The organism is Citrobacter sp. Cc139 (assembly GCF_030334645.1).
GTDB lineage: Bacteria > Pseudomonadota > Gammaproteobacteria > Enterobacterales > Enterobacteriaceae > Citrobacter > Citrobacter werkmanii.
The window spans coordinates 1-1,639 of the sequence record NZ_JAOWDM010000080.1 but is presented as its reverse complement, the minus strand read 5'-3'; the positions used below and the strand labels follow the sequence as shown (position 1 = coordinate 1,639).

Genomic DNA, 1,639 nt, shown 5'->3' with positions numbered 1-1,639 from the left:
GTTGTTCAAATGCTCTCACCTCAACCATCAGGTCTTGCCAGTAAGCAAAGTGCAGATAACCGCGCTTCGTATGCTTTCGGCGGGGTAACCAATACAGCGGCGCAGGGATATCCCGTCCCCCTAGGGTATGGTAAGCGTCGAATTGGTGGGGCGATTATTTCTGCTGGAATCTACGTCGAAGATCAGCAGTAAGAAAAAATCCTTTTCTCAGGCTACCTCAGGGTGGCTTTTTTTATGGGCGCGATATGGCTTCAGCAACTACGATTAAAGGCCGCAAGGGCGGCGGCTCCAGTTCCCGAACCCCAACCGAACAGCCTGATGATTTGCAATCTGTAGCGAAGGCCAAAATCCTCGTTGCTCTTGGGGAAGGGGAGTTTGCAGGGCAGTTGACGGGTAAAAATATTTATCTGGATGGTACTGCGCTTGAGAATGCGGATGGCTCGCAGAATTTCAGTGGCGTAGTGTGGGAGTTCCGTTCAGGAACGCAGGCACAGAATTACATTCAGGGTATCCCCGGTACTGAAAATGAGATCAATGTTGGCTCTGAGGTTTCAAGTGCAACAGCATGGACACGTACCTTTACCAATTCCCAGCTTTCAGCCGTTCGTCTGCGCCTGAAATGGCCATCGCTATTTAAGCAGGAAGATAACGGCGATCTGGTTGGGTACTCGATCAATTATGCGGTAGACCTGCAGACCGATGGTGGTACGTGGCAAACCGTTCTGAATACCAGCGTAACCGGGAAAACCACCTCAGGCTACGAACGCAGCCACCGTATTGATTTACCACAGGCTGGCAGCACCTGGACAATTCGACTTCGCAAGATTTCCGCTGATGCCAATAGCGCGAAGATCGGCGACACAATGACACTGCAGAGCTTTACGGAGGTTATTGACGCCAAATTGCGTTATCCAAATACCGCTCTGCTGTACATCGAATTTGACTCAAGCCAGTTCAATGGTTCTATCCCACAGATTTCTTGCGAGCCAAAAATGCGCGTGATCCGTGTACCTGATAATTATGATCCTGACACGAGGGCTTACAGCGGTACATGGCAGGGGGCGTTTAAATGGGCATGGACCGATAACCCGGCATGGATTTTTTACGATCTGGTGGTGTCAGACCGCTTTGGTCTTGGTCACCGGCTCACTGCGGCGAACATTGATAAGTGGACGCTGTATCAGGTGGCCCAGTATTGCGATCAGCCAGTTCCGGACGGTAAAGGTGGCAATGGTACCGAACCACGCTATACCTGCAACGTGTACATTCAGGACCGGAACGACGCCTACACAGTCCTGCGTGATTTTGCTGCTATCTTCCGTGGCATGACCTACTGGGGCGGGGATCAGATTGTTGCCCTGGCTGACATGCCGCGCGATGTTGATTACAGCTACACGCGCGCTAACGTTGTTGGCGGTCGCTTCACCTATTCGAGCAGCACCACGAAAAGCCGCTACACCACAGCGCTGGTTTCCTGGTCTGATCCCGGTAACGCCTACGCAGACGCGATGGAGCCGGTATTTGAGCAGGCGCTGGTGGCGCGGTACGACTTCAATCAGCTGGAAATGACAGCCATCGGCTGCACCCGGCAGTCAGAAGCGAACCGAAAGGGGCGCTGGGGTATTCTCACCAACAACAA

Annotated in this window: 1 protein-coding gene and 1 pseudogene; both read left to right on the top strand. The window is 52.7% G+C overall.

Annotated features, from left to right (window positions below):
• A pseudogene (locus OGV69_RS25320) lies at window positions 1–192 on the top strand (tail assembly protein); the annotation flags it as partial.
• A gap of 53 nt (window positions 193–245) precedes the next feature.
• Window positions 246–1,639: TipJ family phage tail tip protein (locus tag OGV69_RS25315; RefSeq protein WP_286469239.1), on the top strand; the 1,394-nt coding region annotated here is incomplete at its 3' end.